The organism is Pseudomonas sp. FW215-R2, from assembly GCF_058789255.1.
Map to the genome: position 1 here is coordinate 80598 of NZ_JBYTBO010000020.1, position 21327 is coordinate 101924.

The window sequence follows — 21327 nt, forward strand, 5'->3', positions numbered from 1 at the left end:
TGACATGACCCAAGTAAATCTCGGCACCGCCAATGAATTCATCGCCCGTCACATCGGCCCGCGCGCCGGTGACGAGCAGGCCATGCTCAACAGCCTCGGCTTCGACTCGCTGGAAGCCCTGAGCGCCAGCGTCATCCCGGAAAGCATCAAGGGCACCAGCGTGCTCGGCCTCGATGACGGCCTGAGCGAAGCCGATGCCCTGGCGATGATCAAAGGCATCGCCGGCAAGAACCAACTGTTCAAGACTTACATCGGCCAGGGCTACTACAACTGCCACACACCGTCGCCGATCCTGCGCAACCTGCTGGAAAACCCGGCCTGGTACACCGCTTACACCCCGTACCAGCCAGAAATTTCCCAGGGCCGTCTCGAAGCGCTGCTGAACTTCCAGACCCTGATCAGCGACCTCACCGGCCTGCCGATCGCCAACGCCTCCCTGCTCGATGAAGCCACCGCCGCTGCCGAAGCCATGACCTTCTGCAAGCGCCTGAGCAAGAACAAGGGCAGCCATCAGTTCTTCGCCTCGATCCACAGCCACCCGCAAACCCTCGACGTACTGCGCACCCGTGCCGAGCCTCTGGGCATTGAAGTGGTGGTCGGCGACGAGCGTGAACTGACCGACGTGACGCCGTTCTTCGGCGCATTGCTGCAATACCCGGCGAGCAACGGTGATGTGTTCGACTACCGCGAACTGACCGAACGCTTCCACGCCGCCAACGCACTGGTCGCCGTGGCCGCTGACCTGCTGGCCCTGACCCTGCTGACCCCACCGGGCGAGTTCGGCGCCGACGTGGCCATCGGCAGCGCCCAACGTTTCGGCGTACCGCTGGGCTTCGGTGGCCCGCACGCGGCTTACTTCTCCACCAAAGATGCGTTCAAGCGCGACATGCCCGGCCGTCTGGTCGGTGTCTCGGTTGACCGCTTCGGCAAGCCGGCCCTGCGTCTGGCGATGCAGACCCGCGAGCAACACATCCGCCGCGAGAAGGCCACGTCGAACATCTGCACCGCGCAAGTGCTGCTGGCCAACATCGCCAGCATGTACGCCGTGTACCACGGCCCGAAAGGCCTGACCCAGATTGCCAACCGCGTGCATCACCTGACCGCGATCTTGGCCAAGGGCCTGAGCGCACTGGGCGTGACCGTCGAGCAAAGCAGCTTCTTCGACACCCTGACCCTGGCCACCGGCACGCAAACTGCCGCGCTGCACGACAAGGCTCGCGCCCAACAGATCAACCTGCGTGTGATCGACGCCCAGCGTCTGGGCCTGTCGGTCGACGAAACCACCACCCAGGCCGACATCGAAACCCTGTGGGGCCTGTTCGCCGACGGCAAGACCCTGCCGGATTTCGCTGCTCTCGCCGCTTCGGCTGCAAGCACTATTCCAGCCGCACTGGTTCGCCAGTCGCCGATCCTCAGCCACCCGGTGTTCAACCGTTATCACTCGGAAACCGAGCTGATGCGCTACCTGCGCAAACTGGCGGACAAGGACCTGGCACTGGATCGCACCATGATCCCGCTGGGCTCGTGCACCATGAAACTCAACGCCGCCAGCGAAATGATCCCGGTGACCTGGGCCGAATTCGGCGCCCTGCACCCGTTCGCCCCTGCCGAGCAAAGCGCCGGTTATCAGCAACTGACTGACGAACTGGAAGCGATGCTCTGCGCCGCCACCGGTTACGACTCGATCTCCCTGCAACCGAACGCCGGTTCCCAAGGTGAGTACGCAGGTCTCCTGGCGATTCGCGCCTATCACCAGAGCCGTGGCGAAGACCGTCGCGACATCTGCCTGATCCCGTCGTCCGCCCACGGCACCAACCCGGCGACCGCCAACATGGCCGGCATGCGCGTGGTCGTGACCGCCTGCGACGCCCGTGGCAACGTGGACATCGAAGACTTGCGCGCCAAGGCCATCGAGCACCGCGAACACCTCGCGGCGCTGATGATCACTTACCCGTCGACCCACGGCGTGTTCGAAGAAGGCATCCGCGAAATCTGCGGCATCATTCATGACAACGGCGGCCAGGTGTACATCGACGGCGCCAACATGAACGCGATGGTCGGCCTCTGCGCACCGGGCAAATTCGGCGGCGACGTCTCGCACCTGAACCTGCACAAGACTTTCTGCATCCCCCACGGCGGTGGCGGCCCGGGCGTCGGCCCTATCGGCGTGAAATCGCACCTGACCCCGTTCCTGCCGGGCCATGGCCACATGGAACGCAAGGAAGGCGCGGTCTGCGCCGCACCGTTCGGCAGCGCGAGCATTCTGCCGATCACCTGGATGTACATTCGTATGATGGGTGGCGCAGGTCTGAAGCGCGCTTCGCAACTGGCGATCCTCAATGCCAACTACATTTCCCGTCGCCTGGAAGAGCACTATCCAGTGCTGTACACCGGCAGCAACGGTCTGGTGGCGCACGAGTGCATCCTCGACCTGCGTCCGCTGAAAGACAGCAGCGGCATCAGCGTCGATGACGTGGCCAAGCGTCTGATCGACTTCGGCTTCCACGCCCCGACCATGTCGTTCCCGGTGGCCGGCACGCTGATGATCGAGCCGACTGAAAGCGAATCCAAGGAAGAACTGGACCGCTTCTGCGACGCCATGATCCGCATCCGCGAAGAAATCCGCGCAGTGGAAAACGGCACCCTGGACAAGGACGACAACCCGCTGAAGAACGCTCCGCACACCGCCGCAGAGCTGGTCGGCGAGTGGACTCACCCGTACAGCCGCGAGCAAGCGGTGTACCCGGTGGCGTCGTTGATCGAAGGCAAGTACTGGCCGCCGGTCGGCCGCGTCGACAACGTGTTCGGCGACCGCAACCTGGTCTGCGCCTGCCCGTCGATCGAAAGCTACGCTTGACCTGTGAGGGGGCGGGTTCGCCCGCCCCTTTCATGCGTGCCTGATGTGCCTATAACAAGAAACCGGAGAACAACCATGTCGTTAAGCGTGTTCGACCTGTTCAAGATTGGCATCGGCCCCTCCAGCTCCCACACCGTCGGCCCGATGCGCGCAGCCGCGCGCTTCGTCGAAGGCCTGCGCCGGGAAAACCTGTTGTCGGCCACCACCAGCGTCAGGGTCGAGTTGTACGGATCCCTCGGCGCCACCGGCAAGGGTCACGGCAGCGACAAGGCTGTGTTGCTGGGCCTGGAAGGTGAACACCCGGATACCGTGGATACCGAAACCGTCGCCGCACGTCTCTCACAGATTCGCGGCAGCGGGCGTTTGAACCTGCTCGGTGAACACAGCATCGCGTTCAACGAGAAAGAACATCTGGCAATGATCCGCAAGCCGTTGGCCTATCACCCCAACGGCATGATCTTCCGTGCCTTCGATGCAGCGGGATTGCAGATCCGCAGCCGCGAGTACTACTCGGTCGGCGGTGGTTTTGTGGTCGACGAAGATGCGGCCGGAGCCGACCGTATCGTCGAAGACGCCACACCGCTGACCTTCCCGTTCAAGAGTGCCAAGGACTTGCTCGGCCACTGCGCCACCTACGGTCTGTCGATCAGTCAGGTGATGCTAACCAACGAAAGCGCCTGGCGCCCGGAAGCGGAAACCCGCGCCGGCCTGCTGAAAATCTGGCAAGTGATGCAGGACTGCGTGGCCGCCGGCTGTCGCAACGAAGGCATTCTGCCGGGCGGTTTGAAGGTCAAGCGGCGGGCAGCGGCGTTGCACCGGCAACTGTGCAAGAACCCGGAATCGTCACTGCGCGATCCGTTGTCGGTGCTGGACTGGGTCAACCTCTACGCCCTCGCCGTCAACGAAGAAAACGCCAATGGCGGGCGCGTGGTTACGGCGCCGACCAACGGCGCGGCGGGGATTATTCCCGCCGTATTGCATTACTACATGCGCTTCATTCCCGGCGCCAACGATGACGGCGTGGTGCGTTTCCTGCTGACCGCGGCGGCCATCGGCATTCTGTACAAGGAGAACGCCTCGATTTCCGGCGCCGAAGTCGGCTGTCAAGGCGAGGTCGGCGTGGCCTGCTCGATGGCGGCCGGTGCGTTGTGCGAAGTGCTCGGCGGCAGCGTGCAGCAAGTGGAAAACGCCGCTGAAATCGGCATGGAACACAACCTCGGCCTGACCTGCGACCCGATTGGCGGGCTGGTGCAGGTGCCGTGCATCGAGCGCAACGCCATGGGCTCGGTCAAGGCGATCAACGCCGTGCGCATGGCCATGCGCGGAGACGGGCAGCACTTCGTCTCCCTCGACAAGGTCATCCGCACCATGCGCCAGACCGGCGCCGACATGAAAAGCAAATACAAGGAGACCGCCCGCGGCGGTCTGGCGGTCAACATTATCGAGTGTTAATTAGCCCCCTCTCCCTCCGGGAGAGGGTTGGTGTGAATCAAGGAGTCCCGCATGTCCACCGAACAACTGTCGAAAACCCCGCTGCACGCTCTGCACATCGAACTCGGCGCCCGCATGGTGCCGTTCGCCGGCTACGACATGCCGGTGCAATACCCGCTGGGTGTGATGAAAGAACACCAGCACACCCGTGAACAGGCCGGGCTGTTCGATGTCTCGCACATGGGCCAGATCCGCCTGACCGGCGCCAATGCCGCCAAAGCCCTGGAAACCCTGGTGCCGGTGGACATCATCGACCTGCCGGTGGGCATGCAGCGCTACGCGATGTTCACCAACGAAACCGGTGGAATCCTCGATGACCTGATGGTCGCCAATCTGGGCAACGACGAACTGTTCCTGGTGGTCAACGCCGCGTGCAAGGACCAGGACCTGGCCCATCTGCAGAAGCACATCGGCGATCAATGCAAGATCGAGCCATTGTTCGAAGAACGCGCCCTGCTCGCCCTGCAAGGCCCGGCCGCCGTGACCGTGCTGGCGCGCCTGGCACCGGAAGTGGCGAAGATGACCTTCATGCAGTTCGCCCGCGTGAAACTGCTGGGCGTCGATTGCTTCGTCAGTCGTTCGGGCTACACCGGTGAAGACGGTTTCGAAATCTCCGTACCGGCAGCCGATGCGGAAAAACTCGCCCGCGCCCTGCTCGCCGAACCGGAAGTGGCCGCCATCGGCCTCGGTGCCCGTGACTCGCTGCGTCTGGAAGCCGGCCTGTGCCTGTACGGCCACGACATGAACACCGACACCACGCCGATCGAAGCGAGCCTGCTGTGGGCCATCTCCAAGCCACGCCGCGCTGATGGCGCACGTGCCGGTGGTTTCCCGGGTGCAGAACAGGTTTTCAGCCAGCAACAGAACGGTGTCGCGCGCAAACGCGTCGGCCTGTTGCCGCAGGAGCGCACGCCGGTCCGTGAAGGGGCAGAAATCGTCAACGAAGCCGGCGAGATCATCGGCAGCGTGTGCAGCGGCGGTTTCGGTCCGACCCTGGGTGGGCCATTGGCGATGGGTTACCTCGACAGCGCCTATGTCGCACTCGACACGCCAGTCTGGGCCATCGTTCGTGGGAAAAAGGTGCAAATGCTTGTAAGCAAAATGCCATTCGTTCCACAACGCTACTATCGTGGTTGATTGACTGTTTCTATAAGTAACGCGATTGCGTTATGCGTGCACTAATGTGTAACGCAATCGCCATAAAACAGTGCACTTTCTTTACATTCGATTCGAATATGAACTTGGCTTATAACGTTCGAAAACAATTGAACAAGCTAATCGTATAAGCCCGACTAATGGACTGACTAACTGCCAGCAAGCACAGGAAAACCGGGGCCCTCACGGGGCTTGTTTTTCCTCCTGTAGTTGGCGTAGAGTTTGTCCACTGTGTTTGCATGGGTCAGCTTGGAATCGTGACCTGGGCAGTAGCCTACAAGTTAGCTACATCCCGTTCGACGTCTTCTTACTCTCCTGCAACCAGCCCCAGTACTCTTTCATGAGGAAGAGACTGTCATCAATTTTTGCGTCAAAGGAAATAAGAAATGTCCCAACGTCAGAGCGGTACCGTCAAGTGGTTTAACGACGAGAAAGGTTTTGGTTTTATCACTCCAGAAAGCGGTCCGGATCTGTTCGTGCATTTCCGCGCTATTCAGGGCAACGGCTTCAAGAGCCTGAAAGAAGGCCAGAAAGTGACTTTCGTGGCTGTGCAGGGCCAGAAAGGCATGCAGGCTGACGAAGTACAAGCCGAAGGCTGATCTTCTGTTACGAAAAAGCCCCTGATATTGATATCAGGGGCTTTTTTGTGCGCGCGAATCCGTAAAATGGCGCTTCTCTTTCCGTCCAGAGGCTGCCATGTCGAAACACCTGCTCATCCCCCAGGGCGATTTTCCCGCCGTTGGCCTGGGTCGTCGTCTGGCAGCGATGTTCTATGACTTCTTGCTGTGTACCGCCCTGCTGATCGTCACCGGCGGAATCTACAAGATGATCCAGGCCGCGATCATCGGTGAGGAGCGCCTGCGGGTACTGACCGACGCCGGCAAGCTGGACGGCGACCCGCTCTACTCCACCGTGTTGCTGCTGGTGCTGTTTGGCTTCTTCGCCAAGTTCTGGACTCACGCTGGCCAGACACTGGGCATGCAGGTGTGGGGCATCCGCGTACAGAATGCCGATGGCACCGCGATCAGCCTGTGGCAGGCGCTGCTGCGGTTCATGGTATCGATTGCGTCGTGGCTGTGCCTGGGCGTGGGATTCTTCTGGTCGCTGTTCGACAAACGCAAGCGTGCCTGGCATGACATCTATTCGGACACGCAACTGGTGCGGATCCCGAAGAAAGCCAAATAATCCTGCAGATGCAAAAACGCCCCGATCAAATCGGGGCGTTTTGGTTTGCGGCTCAAGGTCAGGCGTTGCCGGCCAGCTTCATCCGCGCAGCCTGGGTGAAATCGAGCATGCGCTTGAGTGGGCGAATCGCCTGGGGAATCAGCGCCGGGTCGACGAAGATCTCGTTCGAGCCCTCCTTCAGGCACTTCAGCGTGCGCTCAAGGGTGTTCATGGCCATCCACGGGCAATGTGCGCAACTGCGGCATGCCGCGCCGTTACCGGCCGTTGGCGCCTCGATGAAGACCTTGTCCGGGCACAGCTGCTGCATCTTGTAGAAGATGCCGCGGTCGGTAGCGACGATCAGGGTCTTGTTCGGCAGCGTTTGTGCGGCAGCGATCAACTGGCTGGTGGAACCGACGGCGTCCGCCAGCTCGATCACCGACGTCGGCGACTCCGGATGCACCAGAATGGCCGCGTCCGGGTACAACGCTTTCATGTCTTCCAGCTGCTTGGACTTGAACTCTTCATGGACGATGCACGCACCATCCCAGAGCAGCATGTCGGCGCCGGTCTGACGCTGAATGTAGGTGCCCAGGTGCTTGTCCGGGCCCCAGATGATGGTCTCGCCGTTGTCCATCAGGCTTTCGACGATCTCCAGCGCGCAGCTTGAGGTCACCACCCAGTCGGCCCTGGCTTTGACCGCCGCCGACGTGTTGGCATACACCACAACGGTGCGCTCGGGATGCTGATCGCAGAACGCCGAGAACTCATCCACCGGGCAACCCAGGTCCAGCGAGCAGGTCGCCTCCAGGGTGGGCATCAGTACACGTTTTTCCGGGTTGAGAATCTTCGCGGTTTCACCCATGAACTTCACGCCGGCGACCACCACGGTCTTGGCCGGGTGGGCGTTGCCGAAGCGGGCCATTTCCAGCGAGTCGGAAACACAACCGCCGGTTTCTTCGGCGAGGGCCTGGATGATCGGATCGCAATAAAAGTGGGCAACCAGCACCGCGTCCTGAGCCTTGAGCTCGGCGGCGATGGCGGAACGGTAATAAGCCTCTTCCTCGGCCGTCAGCGGCTTCGGCTGCTTGGCGTCGAGGTGGGCTTGTACCAGAAGGCGTTCGGAAATCTGCGTCATGTTCGCAAGACCTGCAGGCGCGTTCGCGCGAAAGTCGAGTATACACCCGGCTCCGGACCGCTTGAGGGTACCGCCGGGAGAGTGAGTTTTATCAGGCACGGACAGCGTTGAAGCTGCGCAAGGCTACAGAATATCCCGGTGATGCAAAAGATGATTCTGACCTGTGTCAGCGCAACGGCACCGAAAGGAGACATGCCCGAATCGCAGGCAAAAAAAAACCCGGAAATCCTCACTTTCGTGGGCCTTCCGGATTTTCTAAACCGCCAAATATGGTGGGTCGTGTGGGATTCGAACCTACGACCAATTGGTTAAAAGCCAACTGCTCTACCAACTGAGCTAACGACCCGCTGTGTGGTGGCGCGTATAATACTGATTTTTAAGGACTATTCAACACCTAATTTGAAAATAATCAAAAATAAGGTGTCGGGTCGCTGATTCCGGCCGCTGCGAAGCCTTCTGCACGCAGTCGGCAGCTGTCGCATTTGCCGCACGCACGGCCATTATCGTCCGCCTGATAGCAGGAAACAGTCAGCCCGTAGTCAACACCAAGCTTCACGCCGGCCTGGACGATCTGCGCCTTGCTCAGGTTCTGCAACGGGGCCTGGATGCGGAAACCATTGCCTTCTACACCGGCCTTGGTCGCCAGGTTGGCCATGCGCTCGAACGACTCGATGAACTCGGGACGGCAATCCGGGTAGCCGGAGTAGTCCACTGCGTTGACACCAATAAAGATGTCACGAGCGCCCAATACTTCAGCCCAACCCAACGCTAGAGAAAGGAACACCGTGTTGCGCGCCGGCACATAAGTCACCGGAATGCCTTCACCCAGTTCCTCCGGGATATCGATGCTGCTGTCGGTCAGGGCCGAACCGCCCATGCCGTTCAGGTTCAGACCGATCACCTTGTGCTCGACCACGCCCAGATCGCGAGCGACGCGTGCGGCGGCGTGCAACTCTGCGTGAGAGCGCTGGCCGTAATCGAAGCTCATGGTGTAGCAGCGATAGCCTTCGGCACGGGCCATCGCCACGACCGTGGCCGAGTCCAGGCCGCCGGACAGCAAAATGACCGCACGCTTTTCAGTGGTGTTCAGTTGTTCAGTCATCTCAGCGCCCCGGCTCGTCATTCCACAGATACTTGTGCAGTTGCAATTGCAGGCGCACGGGCAAATTGTCCGCCACCACCCAATCCGCCAGATCCCGAGCATTCAGGTCATGGTGGCTCGGGGAAAACAGCACTTCGCCGGCACGCCGCTCAAGACCGTACTGGATCAGCTTGGATACCGCCCAGTCATAGTCTTCCCGCGAGCAGATGACAAACTTCACCTGATCGTTGGGCGTCAGCAACTCGATGTTCTCGTAACGATTGCGATGGGCTTCTTTGGAATCGGGGGTCTTCAGGTCGACAACCCGACTGACCCGCGGATCGACCGCGGAAATATCGAGGGCGCCGCTGGTTTCCAGCGAGACTTCGTAGCCGGCATCACACAACTGCTTGAGCAAAGGAATGGCATTGGGCTGTGCCAGCGGCTCACCGCCGGTGACACAGACGTAGCGCGGGCGAAACCCGGCTACCTGCTCGAGGATGTCGTCGAGTGTACGAATGGTGCCGCCGCTGAACGCGTAGGCACTGTCGCAGTATTGGCAACGCAATGGGCAACCGGTCAGGCGCACAAAAACAGTGGGCAGCCCGGCAGTCCGCGTTTCCCCCTGCAACGAGTAGAAAACTTCGGTGATTCTCAATGTGTCTTGCATAGTCGCCACGGGCGTAACAGCTAAACAGGCTGTCCGCCTCCGTCAGGCACTTCAGGCAACCCCGCCATCGCGTAGATCACCAGAAGCGTGTTTCATAAAAGGGCGTGAATTCTAACGAAAAAACCCGCGACAAGCGCGGGTTTCTTCTAAACGGGTCAAACAGTATTACATGCGCTGCAGATCGCGCTGGGCCAACTGAGCAGCGGAGGTACCCGGATACTGGGACACCACCTGTTGCAGAATGCCTTTGACCTTGTCGGTGTGACCGAGGCGGCGCTCTACGTCAGCCAGCTTGTACAGCGAATCCGGCACTTTGGCATGCTTGGGATAGAGCTGCGAAACCTTGGCAAAAGCCTGACCTGCACCTTGCAGATCGCCTTTGGCCAGGTTCACTTCACCCAACCAGTACTGGGCATTGCCCGCGTATTGGCTGTTCGGGTATTTACGCAGGAAAGCGGCGAAAGCCTGGCTGGCCTTGTCGAAATCCTTGGCCTTGATCAGGTCGAAGGCTGCATCGTAATACAGCTTTTCCTTGGCCGGATCAGCCGGTTCGCCACCCGCGGCAGGTGCCTGGGCGGCCGCAGCGGCCCCGGCTCCAGCGGCGGCACCGGTAGCAGCACTTGCATCGCCACCGGCAGAAGAATTCTCAGGAGTCGCGGCAGGTGCAGCACCGGATCCTATGCGCCGATCAAGATCCTGGTATCGCTCCAGGGATTCTTGCTTCATGCGCGCAACCTGATTCTGCAGTTCTTCGATCACGCCTTGCTGGCGCGATATCTGATCCTGCATTTGTTGCAGTTGGTTGAACAGCATGCCTTGTGCCGAGGCAGGGGCCGAAGCCGCTCCCCCGGCATAGGCGCCGTTCGTACCGTAACCTGCAGGCGGATAACTGCTCCCGCTATTGTTATAACCGGAGTTGTCATCGACCACAGGAACCGCAGCCCACGCCGCAAGCGGCGCGAGGCTGAGAGCCAGAACAGTTACAGCACGACGGCACGTTCGCATATCGAATTACTTACGCAGTTCGACGCGACGGTTTTGAGCCCAGGACTGCTCGTCGTTGCCGGTAGCAACTGGACGCTCTTCGCCGTAGGAAACCAGTTCCAGCTGAGCTGGGGAAACACCTTGCAGTACCAGGTAGCGCTGAACGGCTTTCGCACGACGCTCGCCCAGTGCCATGTTGTACTCACGAGTACCACGTTCGTCGGTGTTGCCTTCCAGAACAACGCGAGCGCCGTTTGCTTTCAGGTCTTTGGCGTGAACGTCCAGAGCGCGCATGGCTTCTGGCTTCAGGTCCGAGCTGTCGTATTCGAAGTAGAAGGTGGTGATTGCGCGCAGAGCAGCTTCTTCGCTCAGGGAACCGTCAACGGCACCAGTGTTTGCGCCGTAACCAGCGTTTGGATCAACAGCGCCTTCACCGGCGTTGTCGCCGCCTTTGGACGAGCAACCTACAGCTACAGCCATGGCCAGAGCCAGCGCAGCAAATTTACCAAACTTCAGCATTTCCATCGTGAAACTCCTAATGAACCCCAGTGTGTTAAGTAAAACGTGTAGCGCCCGCTCACTTCAGGTAAGGGGACCAGGACGGTTCTCTGACTTCGCCTTGAGCGGTAGGAAGCGGGAGCCTAACGCGTCCATTAATGGACACGAGCATCAAGACTCCCCGGCCCTGTTGGCGGGTGGCGTAGATTACCATGGTGCCGTTGGGCGCAACAGTAGGCGACTCGTCCAGAGTGCTATCAGTGAGGATTTTTACACTTCCCCGCTGCAAATCCTGGGCTGCCACCTTGAAATTGGTGAAACCGTCCTGGCGATGGATCATTACCAGGGTCTTTTCATCAGCCGAAAGCTTCGGGTTGGCGTTGTAGTTACCGATAAAGGTCACTCGCTCCGCACCGCCGCCACTTGCACTGGTTTTGTAGATCTGTGGTTTGCCGCCACGGTCCGAGGTGAAGTAGATGGTCGAACCATCCTTGCCCCAGTACGGTTCGGTGTTGATGCCAGGACCTGCGGTCACGCGAGTGATCTGACGCGAAGCCAGGTTCATCACGTAGATGTCCGGGTTGCCGTCTTTCGACAATACGAACGCCAGGCGATCACCATTCGGCGACCAGGCAGGAGCACCGTTCAGGCCTTCGAAGTTGGTGATCTGCTCACGGCGACCGGTGTCGATGTTCTGCATGAAGATGCGTGGACGCTTCTGCTCGAACGACACGTAGGCAATACGCTTGCCGTCCGGTGCGAAACGCGGCGACAGGATTGGCTCGCGCGATTGCAGCAGGGTTACGGCGCGGGCACCGTCATAGTCCGAACGTTGCAGCGTGTAACGGGTGTTCTTCTCGGAGAAGCGTTCAGCCGTCACGTACAGCAGGCGAGTCGAGAACGCACCGTCGATACCGGTGAGTTTCTGGAACGACTGGTCAGAGATGAAGTGCGCCATGTCGCGCAGTTGCTCGGTCGTGCCGGAAACACTGCCGTCCGCCACTTTCTGCTCGGTAGCGACGTTGAACAGAGCCCACTGCACTTGCAAGCGGCCACCGGCCGGCACGATGTTGCCGACCATGATGAACTGAGCACCTACCGCCTTCCAGTCACGGAAGATGATTTCGCTCGGCTGGCTTGGCTGGCTGATCATGTTCTGCTTTGGAATCGGAGCGTAGTAGCCCGAGTTGCGCAGATCGTTACCAACGATTTCAGCAATGTCGTCCGGCAGGACGGCACCGCCCTGGAAGCCGAACGGCACGACGGCAATTGGCGTTGCCTGGGAGCTGCCACTGCTGACCAGGATATTTTTTTCATCTGCCGAAGCCAGTCCTGCAAAGCAGAACATGACTACAAGCAGTCCTCGAAGAAGGTTTCTCACAAGGCTAGATCCTCAGGTGTGAATGTCATCTTGAATGAACGATAGGGTGCGAAATCCGCTGGTTTCAGACCCTGCATTTCGGTCAATCGACCAATATTTTTTACAGCCGCGACGGCAGAGCTGTCGAACGGCGCGTCACCGCTGGAATGAGCAACCGAAACACCGGAGATCGTTCCGTCAGGGAGCATGTTGATTTGCAGTACCACCTTCATGCCTTTACGGGCCGACGGAGGCTGCGCCCAACCTTCAGATGCTCGCGAACGAATCAGATCATCGAAGTTGCCGGCGGTTTCATCACCCACTTCATCTGCCAAAGCCTGCTGACGCTCGGTCTTGTCGGACAGCAGGTCGGCCAGAGCCTGAGCCTTCTTGTCCTCGACCGATTTGCGTGCCGCGTCCTGTGCTTTCTTCTTCGCAGCATCGGCAGCAGCTTTCTTCTTGGCGTCTTCGGCGACTTTCTTCTTCGCCTCTTCAGCTTCGGATTTCTTCTTGGCGTCTTCGGCGGCTTTCTTCTTCGCGTCTTCGACGATTTTCTTCTTGGCTTCTTCAGCGGCCTCTTTCTTGGCCTCTTCTTCAGCAGCCTTCTTGGCCTCTTCTTCGGCTTTCTTCTTGGCTATATCAGCCAATTGTTTCTCTTCTGCCTTCTTGGCGTCGGCGGCTTTCTTCGCGTCTTCGGTTTTCTTGGCTTCGTCAGCCTTCTTCGCCTGTTCCGCTTTCTTCGCCTCGTCGGCCTTCTTGGCTTCCTCGGCCTTTTGAGCCGCTTCTTCTTTCTTTTGTTCCGCAGCCTTCACCGCTTCCTGCTCGACCTTTTTCTGCTCCATCTGCTCGACTTCGGTCTGACGCGCGGCGGATTTCTTCGCCTCACCCGCAATCTTCTGATTGGTCTGGGTGGTCGCCTGACTTTTCGATTTCAGCTGGTACAGGGTCGCCTGGACAATCGGCTTGGCCACCGGCAGCTCAGGCGTCAGGGCAAAACTGACGAACAGCATGCCGAACACCAGCACGTGCAAGCCAATCGCCCAGACACTAGGCCAGAAGTAGCTTTCCGAGGCGGACGGCTCTCGCTGTTGCTGCATCAGGGGGCCTCGGTAATCAAGCCAACATTACCGACCCCGGCTTTCTGCAACCCGCCCATGGCGCCCATGACGGAGCCATAATCGACGGACTTGTCGCCACGGATGAAGACCTGGGTACGCTTGCCGCCTTCAGTGCCGGCGCGAATGATCTTGGTCACCGCATCGGTCATCTGCGGCAGGGTCATGGCCCTGTCCTGTTGCTTTTCAGTATCGACTTCGCTGCCAAGGTTCCAGTAGTAGGTCTTGTCAGCCTTGATCGAAATGGTCAGCACCTGGGTGTTGTTGTCCTGCGGCAAGGCTTCGCTGGAAACCTTGGGCAGATCCACTTTCACGCCCTGATTGAGCATCGGCGCAGTCACCATGAAGATGACCAGCAGCACCAGCATCACGTCGATGTAAGGCACTACGTTCATCTCGGCGACCGGCTTGCGCTTGTGTCGGGCTCGAGTGATTAAAGCCATCGGGAAATACCTGCTTATTCTTCGCTGGTGTGCACTTTGCGGTGCAGGATCGCCTGGAATTCATCGGCGAAGGTGTAGTAGCGGCTCAGCAAGGTTTCGCTGCGGGCAGAGAAACGGTTGTAAGCGATAACGGCCGGGATCGCGGCGAACAGGCCGATCGCGGTGGCAATCAGGGCTTCGGCGATGCCTGGAGCCACAGTGGCCAGAGTGGCCTGTTGTGCGCTGGCCAGGCCGCGGAAGGAGTTCATGATCCCCCAGACGGTACCGAACAGACCGATGTACGGGCTGACCGAACCTACGGTGGCGAGGAATGGCAGGCTCTGCTCGAGTTTTTCTTCCTCGCGGGAGATGGCAACACGCATGGCACGGGCCACGCCTTCCATCACCGCTTCAGGATCGACACCCGGCTGCTGGCGCAGGCGCGAGAACTCTTTGAAGCCGGCACGGAAGATCTGCTCGACGCCCGAATCCGGATCCGGGTTGCTGCCGGCCTGACGATAGAGCTTGGACAGGTCGATACCCGACCAGAAGCGCTCCTCGAAGCTCTCCAGGGCACGTCGACCGGCGCGTATCAGATTGCTGCGCTGAAAGATCATGATCCATGAGGTCACCGATGCGGCCACCAGAGTCAACATTACCAACTGCACCACGATGCTGGCATTGCTGACCAGGCTCCACATGGAGGAATGGTCGACGACGTTAGCTTCCACGCTTTATCTCCTGCTTTAAGTGTGTACCCGTGCCGACCGCGTCGGCGAAAGCCGCACGCAAGTCTTCGGGAAGGGCCCGGGGTTTCAAACTGTTAGTGCGCACACAGGCCACCAGAAACTGCCCCTCACAGAGCAGCACATTATCCGTTGCCCGCCTGACCTGCTGTCTGAAGCGCAGGCTGGCACGGTTCAATTCGATTACATCAGCGCTTACCAGCAGTTCGTCGTCCAGTCGCGCCGGCGCGTGGTAACGCGCTTCGCTGGAGTGCACGACGAACAACAGGTCCTCCCCTGCCAGCGCCGACTGGGCAAAGCCCAGCTCCCGGAGCCGCTCGGTTCGAGCCCGTTCCATAAACTTGAGGTAATTAACGTAATACACGATGCCGCCCGCATCGGTGTCCTCGTAATAAACGCGACAACGATGTGCGAACGACTCAAGCCCGTTTTGCGCGCGCATACTCTAGTGCTTACTCCTCGGGTTGCCAATCCAGCCAGGCAACTGTTTTTCATTGTTCGAAGGCTTTACCGCAAAAGTACCGTCCTGAGACAGTACAAACGCTGAATAAATCGACAATAAATGTGTATTAATCGTCCACGGCATCGAGAAACTCGTCTACCACAGGCATCTCGCCCATTCGTGACGGAATGTTTAAACCAAAATGCAGGTATGCGTGCCGGGTCACCACCCTGCCCCGCGGCGTACGCATGATGTAGCCCTGCTGAATCAAATATGGCTCCAGCACATCTTCGATGGTGTGGCGTTCTTCGCTGATCGCCGCCGCCAGGCTGTCGATACCGACCGGGCCGCCATCGAACTTCTCGATCATGGTCAACAGCAAACGCCGGTCCTGATGATCGAAGCCGTGCTCGTCGACATCCAGCAGGTTCAGCGCCAGGTCGGCGACGGACTTGGTGATGTGACCCTTGGCCCGGACTTCGGCGAAATCCCGCACCCGGCGCAACAACCGGTTAGCGATCCGCGGCGTACCCCGAGCACGACGGGCAATCTCGAAGGCACCTTCCGGGTCCAGCGGCAGGCCGAGGATGTTCGCCGAACGACTGACAATCGTCGCCAGGTCGGCGGTGCTGTAGAACTCAAGACGCTGGACGATACCGAAACGGTCACGCAGCGGATTGGTCAGCATCCCCGCCCGCGTCGTCGCGCCAACGAGGGTGAACGGCGGCAGATCGAGCTTGATCGAACGCGCCGCCGGCCCCTCGCCGATCATGATGTCGAGCTGGAAATCTTCCATCGCCGGATACAGCACTTCTTCGACGATTGGCGACAAACGATGGATTTCATCGATGAACAGCACGTCGTGCGGCTCAAGATTGGTCAGCAGCGCCGCCAGATCGCCTGGCCGTTCAAGCACCGGGCCCGAAGTACTTTTGATCGACACGCCCATTTCCTGGGCAATGATGTTCGCCAGCGTGGTCTTGCCCAAACCCGGCGGGCCGAAGATCAAGGTGTGGTCGAGGGATTCGCTACGGCCACGGGCGGCCTGGATAAACAGCTCCATCTGCTCGCGAACGGTCGGCTGGCCGATGTATTCGGCCAGGCTGACGGGACGTATCGCCCGATCCTGGACTTCTTCGCGCTCACGCGGACTGTGCGTGGCGGCGATCAGACGATCAGCTTCAATCACTTAAATCATTCCCTTCAGGGCGCGTCGGATCATGTCTTCGCTGCTCAAGCCTTTCTCTTTGATCGCGGAAATCGCCTTGCTTGCTTCCTGCGGCTTATAGCCCAGGGAAATCAGCGCGCTGACCGCGTCGTTCTCGGCGGTGTTGACCGGCGCCGGGCCGTCCGGCTGGTTCGGCACCAGCGCAAACATGGCCGGCGAGGTTTCCCACGCCTTGAAGCGATCCTTGAGCTCCACCAGCAGACGCTCGGCGGTTTTCTTGCCCACACCCGGCACCTTGGTCAGCGCCGAGGTGTCCTGGGACTGCACGCAACGGATCAGTTCATCGACTTCCAGGCTCGACATCAAGGCCAGGGCCAGTTTCGGCCCCACACCATTGAGACGGATCAACTCGCGAAAAAAGTCTCGCTCACGCTTGCCGGCAAAACCATAGAGTAACTGCGCGTCTTCGCGCACGACCAGATGGGTGTGCAGGGTCAGCGGTTCACCGACCGACGGCAGGCGATACAAGGTGGTCATGGGCACTTCCAGCTCATACCCGAGGCCGTTTACATCCAGAATCAGGTGCGGCGGCTGTTTTTCAGCGAGGGTGCCGCGCAAGCGTCCAATCACGTTTCAGATCCTTGAGCGTTGGCCAGCCGTGGGCTGGCGACAATCAGAACGAAGAAACTCCGGCCGACAACACAGGCGCGCAAGTCCACATTCCGTAAATTTGATGCTGATGCTATCAGAGACGCAGGCGCCCGCCACGACTGCGTGCGGTTCCCAGACCGTGCGGCAGCAGACTGGAGCGAGTGTGCGCATGGCAAATGGCAATCGCCAGGGCGTCCGAGGCGTCGATCTGCGGCTTGCTGGTCAGTTTGAGCATGTGCATGACCATCATCTGCACCTGCTCTTTATTGGCGGCGCCGGTGCCGACCACGGCCTGCTTGACCTGAGTTGCCGTGTACTCGGCGATCTCCAGGCTTTCTTCGGCGCCTGCAACGATAGCGGCCCCACGGGCCTGCCCAAGCTTCAGCGCCGAATCGGCGTTTTTCGCCATGAACACTTTTTCGATGCCCATGGTCACCGGGCCATAGGTCTGGATAATCTCGCGTACGCCGCGATAGACGATTTGCAGGCGCTCGTGCAGCTCACCGGCGCCAGTTCGGATGCAGCCCGAGGCGACATAGATGCAACCGCCGCGTCCGGTATCACGAACAATGCCGTAACCGGTAATGCGCGAACCGGGGTCGATACCAAGAATTAAAGTCATAAGCCTGCAGATTCGAAAAAACACAAAAACAAATGTGGGAGCTGGCTTGCCCGCGATCACACAGGCAAGTCCGCTCCCACATTGAATCCTAGTCGCTCTTAACCGAGCTGAGCAGCCACGTCTTCCGGAATGTCCGCGTTGGAATAGACGTTTTGCACGTCGTCCAGGTCTTCCAGCATGTCGATCAGCTTGAGCACCTTCTCCGCCCCTTCCAGATCCAGTTCGGCGCTGGTGGTCGGCTGCATGACGATTTCCGCATCATCACCTTTGAAACCGGCCGCTTCCAGCGCGTTTCGCACGGCGTAGAAGCTGGTGAACGAGGTGAACACATCAATCGAGCCGTCTTCATGAGTGACCACGTCATCGGCGTCGGCTTCCAGCGCCGCTTCCGTCAGCGCGTCTTCGTCGACACCCGGCGCAAAGCTGATCTGGCCCTTGCGCTCGAACAGATACGCCACCGAGCCGTCAGTACCGAGGTTGCCGCCACACTTGCTGAACGCATGACGCACGGCCGCAGCGGTACGGTTGCGGTTGTCGGTCATGCACTCGACCATCACCGCCACGCCACCCGGGCCATAACCTTCGTAGGTCAGTTCTTCAACGTTGTCCGCCTCGGTCGCACCGGCGCCACGGGCCACCGCACGATCGATGATGTCGCGACTCATGTTGGCGCCCAGCGCCTTGTCCAGGGCCAGACGCAGACGCGGGTTGGAACCCGGATCGCCACCGCCCTGACGGGCCGCAACGGTCAGTTCACGGATCCACTTGGTGAAGATCTTGCCTCGTTTGGCATCCTGACGTTCTTTGCGGTGCTTGATGTTCGCCCACTTGGAATGACCTGCCATATCTCGCTCCGAATTCTCTTTGAAACGTTGCCCGCCATGCTCGCGCATCGGCCGGCAAACACAAAATTGCGACCTGCTTTCATGGGGTACAGAAAGAAAAAAGGCGCATCCGAAGATGCGCCTTCAGGCCCGTCTTACTCAGCCTTTGGTGTTTCGCGCAAACGAATGTGCAATTCGCGCAATGCCTTGGCATCCACAACACCCGGCGCCTGCGTCATCACGTCGGCAGCACTCTGGGTTTTCGGGAAGGCGATCACTTCACGGATCGACTGGGCACCGGTCATCAGCATCACCAGACGGTCCAGACCAAAGGCCAGACCACCGTGCGGCGGCGCACCGTATTTCAGGGCGTCGAGCAGGAAGCCGAACTTCTCTTCCTGTTCCGCTTCGTTGATGCCCAACAGGCGGAATACCGCTTGCTGCATCTCTTTACGGTGGATACGGATCGAACCGCCACCCAGCTCGGTGCCGTTCAGCACCATGTCGTAGGCACGGGACAGAGCGCCCGCCGGGTTGGCTTCGAGCTCTTCCGGGGTGCACTTCGGTGCAGTGAACGGGTGATGCAGAGCAGAGAAGCTGCCGTCATCGTTCTCTTCGAACATCGGGAAGTCGACGACCCACATCGGCGCCCACTTGCAGGTCAGCAGGTTCAGGTCGTGACCGAGCTTGATACGCAGCGCGCCCAGGGCTTCGCTGACGATCTTGGCCTTGTCGGCGCCGAAGAACACGATATCGCCATCAACTGCACCGACGCGATCGAGGATCACGTTCAGGTTGGCTTCCGGGATGTTTTTCACGATCGGCGATTGCAGACCTTCAACACCGGCAGCACGCTCGTTGACCTTGATGTACGCCAGGCCCTTGGCACCGTAGATGCCGACGAACTTGGTGTAGTCGTCGATCTGCTTGCGCGGCATGCTCGCGCCGCCTGGAACGCGCAGTGCGGCGATACGGCATTTCGGATCGTTGGCCGGGCCGCTGAACACCTTGAAATCGACTTCTTTCAGTTGATCGGCAACGTCGACCAGTTCCAGCGGGATACGCAGGTCTGGCTTGTCGGAACCGTAACGGCGCATGGCTTCTTCGAAAGTCATGTGCGGGAACTCGCCGAATTCCAGATCCAGCACTTCCTTGAACAGGTTGCGGATCATTTGCTCGGTCAGGCCCATGATCTCTTTTTCATCGAGGAAGCTGGTCTCGATGTCGATCTGGGTGAATTCCGGCTGACGGTCAGCGCGCAGGTCTTCGTCACGGAAGCACTTGGCGATCTGGTAGTAACGGTCGAAGCCGGCGACCATCAGCAGTTGCTTGAACAGCTGTGGCGATTGCGGCAGCGCGAAGAACGAACCGGCGTGGGTACGGCTCGGCACGAGGTAATCGCGCGCGCCTTCCGGCGTTGCACGGGTCAGGATCGGCGTTTCAACGTCGAGGAAGCCGTTTTCGTCCAGGAAGCGACGGATGCTGGTGGTCATGCGCGAACGCAGACGCAGCTTCTCGGCCATTTCCGGACGACGCAGGTCGAGGAAGCGATAGCGCAGACGGGTTTCTTCGCCAACGTCGGAGAACTCGTTCAGCGGGAACGGCGGGGTTTCCGACTCGTTCAGCACTTCCAGTTCGTAGCCCAGGACTTCGATCATGCCCGACGCCATGTTGGCGTTGGTGGCACCGGCGGGACGCAGACGCACCTTGCCGGTGATCTTCACGACGTATTCGCTGCGCACGCGGTCGGCGGCGGCGAAGCTCTCGGCGCGATCCGGGTCGAACACCACCTGGGCCAGACCATCACGATCACGGATATCGAGGAAAATCACCCCGCCGTGGTCGCGGCGACGGTGAACCCATCCGCAAAGGGTAATTTCCTGGCCTTCCAGGCTTTCGTTCAGTTGGCCGCAATAATGGCTGCGCATCATGGTAGTGGTTTCGCTTCTCGTAATTCGAAATTCGGTGGAGATCCATCGCACTCAAGCTATGTGCGACCGGTGGATACTCGCGCGTGTCGTTCGACCTGGGTCTGAACCCTAGTCAGATTTGTCGCCACCGGCCAGATTCTTCTTCGCGCCGGTCTTGAAATCGGTTTCGTACCAACCGCTGCCGCTGAGGCGAAAGCCTGGCATGGACAGCTGTTTCTTGAGCTCTGGTGCCTGACAGGCAGGGCAATCGATCAGCGGTGCATCACTGATCTTTTGAATGGCTTCCAACTGATGACCACAGGAAGCACATTGGTAATCGTACATCGGCATGGCGTTGTCTCGGCGATCAGATTGCCAGCTCCCGCAGGGCGGTGTGGCGAAAGAGCGGGATTATATCCATTAAATGCGGCCTGTGCAGCCGGAAGACTGCACAGGCCGCCCAGTCATTGACAACCCCCGGTGGTCACCGGGGCATCGCGCAAGCCATGTACGACACACACCACCCGTACCAGACCGCTGAAGTTCTTCACGCCACCATGACGCAAGTGCACTTCGCGATCGACACGGGATAACAACGTGCCGACCGAACAGCAATTCTCCTCGGCCATGCGACCCAGAATATTCCAGTAGACCTGTTCCAGCCGCATGCAGGTCGCAAACCCGTTCAAACGCACCGACCGGGCCAATGGCCGGATCAATGCCATGTCGAATTCGTCAAGAAACGGCGCCGCGGCTCGGTCCTGCTGTGAGCCGATGGCGATTTCACTTCGCCTGTCTCCACCTTCCATATCGTTGACACTCCTTTGCCATCGCTGCTTGTTTTCAAGGCAACATCCTGTGACCTCATTAAAAGCGCAGGGGCAAAGGTATATCCAGACGACTTTTTGACCGTCGACGTAGGATAAGCCAACACAACAGGGAGGATCATGGACCAGCGAAGTGCTTACTTCGCTTCCTACAATAGCGAACGCTTTTTCCCGGCCAAAACGGGCGCACGACCCACAAACG

22 protein-coding genes and 1 tRNA gene are annotated in these 21327 nt (G+C 59.6%); 5 read left to right on the plus strand and 18 right to left on the minus strand.

Annotated features, from left to right (window positions below):
- Positions 1-4 precede the first annotated feature (4 nt).
- The 5 genes from gcvP (at position 5) to AC3WRD_RS23815 (ending at position 6688) form a co-directional block, all read left to right on the plus strand.
- A complete protein-coding gene (gcvP, locus tag AC3WRD_RS23795; RefSeq protein WP_102621279.1) occupies positions 5-2857 on the plus strand; it encodes an aminomethyl-transferring glycine dehydrogenase in 2853 nt (950 codons plus the stop codon).
- 75 nt (positions 2858-2932) lie between these two features.
- Complete coding sequence (locus AC3WRD_RS23800; RefSeq protein ID WP_102621278.1) at positions 2933-4309, plus strand: L-serine ammonia-lyase; 1377 nt, start codon at positions 2933-2935, stop codon at positions 4307-4309.
- A 51-nt stretch (positions 4310-4360) separates the two neighbouring features.
- On the plus strand, positions 4361-5485 hold the full coding sequence (gene gcvT / locus AC3WRD_RS23805; protein WP_102621277.1) for a glycine cleavage system aminomethyltransferase GcvT: 1125 nt from the start codon (positions 4361-4363) through the stop codon (positions 5483-5485).
- Positions 5486-5889: 404 nt separating this feature from the next.
- The gene (locus AC3WRD_RS23810; protein ID WP_007934683.1) at positions 5890-6102 is read left to right on the plus strand and encodes a cold-shock protein; all 213 of its coding nucleotides are present in this window, start codon (positions 5890-5892) and stop codon (positions 6100-6102) included.
- 97 nt (positions 6103-6199) lie between these two features.
- On the plus strand, positions 6200-6688 hold the full coding sequence (locus tag AC3WRD_RS23815) for an RDD family protein (RefSeq protein WP_102621276.1): 489 nt from the start codon (positions 6200-6202) through the stop codon (positions 6686-6688).
- A 58-nt stretch (positions 6689-6746) separates the two neighbouring features.
- Here the strand turns inward: AC3WRD_RS23815 and nadA are convergent, their stop codons facing one another.
- The 18 genes from nadA to AC3WRD_RS23905 form a co-directional block, all read right to left on the minus strand.
- Positions 6747-7805: a quinolinate synthase NadA gene (gene nadA, locus AC3WRD_RS23820; RefSeq protein ID WP_102621275.1), complete on the minus strand. Its 1059-nt coding sequence runs from the start codon at positions 7803-7805 to the stop codon at positions 6747-6749.
- 270 nt (positions 7806-8075) lie between these two features.
- Positions 8076-8151, minus strand: a tRNA-Lys gene (locus tag AC3WRD_RS23825).
- Between the two features lie 63 nt (positions 8152-8214).
- The gene (gene queC / locus AC3WRD_RS23830) at positions 8215-8907 is read right to left on the minus strand and encodes a 7-cyano-7-deazaguanine synthase QueC (RefSeq protein WP_085730268.1); all 693 of its coding nucleotides are present in this window, start codon (positions 8905-8907) and stop codon (positions 8215-8217) included.
- A 1-nt stretch (position 8908) separates the two neighbouring features.
- Entirely contained in the window at positions 8909-9556 is a 648-nt protein-coding gene (gene queE, locus AC3WRD_RS23835; protein ID WP_007951198.1) for a 7-carboxy-7-deazaguanine synthase QueE, read from the minus strand.
- Between the two features lie 165 nt (positions 9557-9721).
- A complete protein-coding gene (gene ybgF / locus AC3WRD_RS23840) occupies positions 9722-10561 on the minus strand; it encodes a tol-pal system protein YbgF (RefSeq protein WP_102621274.1) in 840 nt (279 codons plus the stop codon).
- Positions 10562-10567: 6 nt separating this feature from the next.
- A complete protein-coding gene (pal, locus tag AC3WRD_RS23845; protein WP_003178634.1) occupies positions 10568-11065 on the minus strand; it encodes a peptidoglycan-associated lipoprotein Pal in 498 nt (165 codons plus the stop codon).
- 52 nt (positions 11066-11117) lie between these two features.
- Positions 11118-12386 (minus strand): Tol-Pal system beta propeller repeat protein TolB, encoded by a 1269-nt coding sequence (gene tolB / locus AC3WRD_RS23850; protein ID WP_217993298.1) that lies wholly within the window; start codon positions 12384-12386, stop codon positions 11118-11120.
- 29 nt (positions 12387-12415) lie between these two features.
- Positions 12416-13495, minus strand: coding sequence for a cell envelope integrity protein TolA (tolA, locus tag AC3WRD_RS23855; protein ID WP_096818292.1), 1080 nt, complete (start codon positions 13493-13495; stop codon positions 12416-12418).
- A complete protein-coding gene (gene tolR / locus AC3WRD_RS23860; RefSeq protein ID WP_162803534.1) occupies positions 13495-13947 on the minus strand; it encodes a protein TolR in 453 nt (150 codons plus the stop codon). Before tolR ends, tolA begins: the two co-directional genes overlap by 1 nt.
- A 23-nt stretch (positions 13948-13970) precedes the next feature.
- Positions 13971-14666 (minus strand): protein TolQ, encoded by a 696-nt coding sequence (tolQ, locus tag AC3WRD_RS23865; RefSeq protein ID WP_039766018.1) that lies wholly within the window; start codon positions 14664-14666, stop codon positions 13971-13973.
- Complete coding sequence (gene ybgC / locus AC3WRD_RS23870; RefSeq protein WP_096818294.1) at positions 14656-15123, minus strand: tol-pal system-associated acyl-CoA thioesterase; 468 nt, start codon at positions 15121-15123, stop codon at positions 14656-14658. Before ybgC ends, tolQ begins: the two co-directional genes overlap by 11 nt.
- Positions 15124-15250: 127 nt before the next feature.
- Positions 15251-16312, minus strand: coding sequence for a Holliday junction branch migration DNA helicase RuvB (ruvB, locus tag AC3WRD_RS23875; protein WP_096818296.1), 1062 nt, complete (start codon positions 16310-16312; stop codon positions 15251-15253).
- Complete coding sequence (gene ruvA, locus AC3WRD_RS23880) at positions 16313-16921, minus strand: Holliday junction branch migration protein RuvA (protein ID WP_007951205.1); 609 nt, start codon at positions 16919-16921, stop codon at positions 16313-16315. It abuts the gene before it with no gap.
- Between the two features lie 115 nt (positions 16922-17036).
- Positions 17037-17564 carry a crossover junction endodeoxyribonuclease RuvC gene (ruvC, locus tag AC3WRD_RS23885; protein ID WP_007951206.1) on the minus strand — a complete coding sequence of 176 codons (528 nt, stop codon included), beginning with the start codon at positions 17562-17564 and terminating at the stop codon, positions 17037-17039.
- 98 nt (positions 17565-17662) lie between these two features.
- The gene (locus AC3WRD_RS23890) at positions 17663-18409 is read right to left on the minus strand and encodes a YebC/PmpR family DNA-binding transcriptional regulator (RefSeq protein ID WP_085709622.1); all 747 of its coding nucleotides are present in this window, start codon (positions 18407-18409) and stop codon (positions 17663-17665) included.
- A gap of 134 nt (positions 18410-18543) precedes the next feature.
- Complete coding sequence (gene aspS / locus AC3WRD_RS23895; protein ID WP_096818297.1) at positions 18544-20319, minus strand: aspartate--tRNA ligase; 1776 nt, start codon at positions 20317-20319, stop codon at positions 18544-18546.
- 108 nt (positions 20320-20427) lie between these two features.
- Positions 20428-20649, minus strand: a complete 222-nt coding sequence (locus tag AC3WRD_RS23900; RefSeq protein ID WP_096818299.1) for an FmdB family zinc ribbon protein — start codon at positions 20647-20649, stop codon at positions 20428-20430.
- Positions 20650-20762: 113 nt separating this feature from the next.
- Positions 20763-21107, minus strand: coding sequence for a ribbon-helix-helix domain-containing protein (locus AC3WRD_RS23905; RefSeq protein WP_102621273.1), 345 nt, complete (start codon positions 21105-21107; stop codon positions 20763-20765).
- Positions 21108-21327: the final 220 nt, after the last annotated feature.

Excerpts from the sequence above, each read along its gene's own strand:
- nadA (WP_102621275.1), bottom strand. The coding sequence starts at position 7,805 with ATGACGCAGATTTCCGAACGCCTTCTGGTACAAGCCCACCTCGACGCC.
- AC3WRD_RS23815 (WP_102621276.1), top strand. The coding sequence starts at position 6,200 with ATGTCGAAACACCTGCTCATCCCCCAGGGCGATTTTCCCGCCGTTGGC.
- queC (WP_085730268.1), bottom strand. The coding sequence starts at position 8,907 with ATGACTGAACAACTGAACACCACTGAAAAGCGTGCGGTCATTTTGCTG.
- gcvP (WP_102621279.1), top strand. The coding sequence starts at position 5 with ATGACCCAAGTAAATCTCGGCACCGCCAATGAATTCATCGCCCGTCAC.
- AC3WRD_RS23900 (WP_096818299.1), bottom strand. The coding sequence starts at position 20,649 with ATGCCGATGTACGATTACCAATGTGCTTCCTGTGGTCATCAGTTGGAA.
- ybgC (WP_096818294.1), bottom strand. The coding sequence starts at position 15,123 with ATGCGCGCGCAAAACGGGCTTGAGTCGTTCGCACATCGTTGTCGCGTT.
- AC3WRD_RS23810 (WP_007934683.1), top strand. The coding sequence starts at position 5,890 with ATGTCCCAACGTCAGAGCGGTACCGTCAAGTGGTTTAACGACGAGAAA.
- aspS (WP_096818297.1), bottom strand. The coding sequence starts at position 20,319 with ATGATGCGCAGCCATTATTGCGGCCAACTGAACGAAAGCCTGGAAGGC.
- tolB (WP_217993298.1), bottom strand. The coding sequence starts at position 12,386 with ATGTTCTGCTTTGCAGGACTGGCTTCGGCAGATGAAAAAAATATCCTG.
- pal (WP_003178634.1), bottom strand. The coding sequence starts at position 11,065 with ATGGAAATGCTGAAGTTTGGTAAATTTGCTGCGCTGGCTCTGGCCATG.
- ruvC (WP_007951206.1), bottom strand. The coding sequence starts at position 17,564 with ATGACTTTAATTCTTGGTATCGACCCCGGTTCGCGCATTACCGGTTAC.
- queE (WP_007951198.1), bottom strand. The coding sequence starts at position 9,556 with ATGCAAGACACATTGAGAATCACCGAAGTTTTCTACTCGTTGCAGGGG.
- ybgF (WP_102621274.1), bottom strand. The coding sequence starts at position 10,561 with ATGCGAACGTGCCGTCGTGCTGTAACTGTTCTGGCTCTCAGCCTCGCG.
- gcvT (WP_102621277.1), top strand. The coding sequence starts at position 4,361 with ATGTCCACCGAACAACTGTCGAAAACCCCGCTGCACGCTCTGCACATC.
- AC3WRD_RS23890 (WP_085709622.1), bottom strand. The coding sequence starts at position 18,409 with ATGGCAGGTCATTCCAAGTGGGCGAACATCAAGCACCGCAAAGAACGT.
- AC3WRD_RS23800 (WP_102621278.1), top strand. The coding sequence starts at position 2,933 with ATGTCGTTAAGCGTGTTCGACCTGTTCAAGATTGGCATCGGCCCCTCC.
- tolA (WP_096818292.1), bottom strand. The coding sequence starts at position 13,495 with ATGCAGCAACAGCGAGAGCCGTCCGCCTCGGAAAGCTACTTCTGGCCT.
- AC3WRD_RS23905 (WP_102621273.1), bottom strand. The coding sequence starts at position 21,107 with ATGGAAGGTGGAGACAGGCGAAGTGAAATCGCCATCGGCTCACAGCAG.